Source organism: Methylobacterium sp. J-059 (assembly GCF_022829485.1).
Lineage (GTDB): Bacteria > Pseudomonadota > Alphaproteobacteria > Rhizobiales > Beijerinckiaceae > Methylobacterium.
The window spans coordinates 1-901 of record NZ_JAKSYA010000129.1 but is presented as its reverse complement, the minus strand read 5'-3'; the positions used below and the strand labels follow the sequence as shown (position 1 = coordinate 901).

Here is a 901-nt window from a genome sequence, read left to right as displayed (position 1 = left end):
AGACCTGGCAGCAACGCTACCCTGCAATGCGTGGACGAGCGCCTGGTCGGGCGGAAGCCCGACACCCTGGGCTTCTCGGCCGCCGCCGCATTGCCGCTCACAGCGCTGACCGCCTGGGAGATGCTGTTCGACCGTCTCGACGTCTCCAAGCCAGTGCCCGGCGCCGCGACTGCGCTCCTGATCATAGGCGGCGCGGGTGGCGTCGGGTCGATCGCGATTCAGCTCGCCCGGCAGCTTACCGAACTGACGGTGATCGCTACCGCGTCGCGCCCCGAGACCGCACAATGGTGCCGGGATCTCGGCGCCACCACATCGTCGACCATTCCAAGCCGCTCGCCGCCGAGGTAGCGGCCCTGGGTCTGGTCAGCGTACCGGGCTTCGTGTTTGCGACGACAGGGACCGATGCGCATCTGCCTCAGATCATCGAGCTGCTTGCGCCGCAGGGGCGGCTCGGCCTCATCGACGATCCCGCGACGCTCGACGTGATGCCGCTCAAGCCAAAGAGCCTATCGCTTCACTGGGAGCTGATGTTCACCCGCTCGCTGTTCGGAACGGCAGACATGGAGCGGCAGCACGAGATCCTCACCGAGGTCTCCCGACTGATCGACGCCGGGAAACTCCACAGCACGCTCAATGAGTCGTTCGGACCTCTCAATGCCACCAACCTCGCACGGGCTCATGCACTGATCGAGAGCGGTCGCGCGAAGGGCAAGGTGGTTCTGGAAGGCTTCGACGATTGAGCCGCCAGGAAGCGCCCCGGTTAGGGCCTGTCATCGCCTGAACGGATTGCCGGGGCTCGCGTTTTCATCTTTCTGAGGCAGGAGGGATGATGCTGAGCGACGCGCAATGGTCTGAACTGGAGCCCCTGGTGGAGGCGTGCCGGCCCAAGGCCAAGACGCCG

At 65.7% G+C, this 901-nt stretch carries 1 pseudogene; it reads left to right on the top strand.

Annotated features, from left to right (window positions below):
- A pseudogene (locus MKK55_RS18435) lies at positions 1 to 740 on the top strand (zinc-binding alcohol dehydrogenase family protein); the annotation flags it as partial.
- Between the last annotated feature and the right edge of the window lie 161 nt (positions 741 to 901).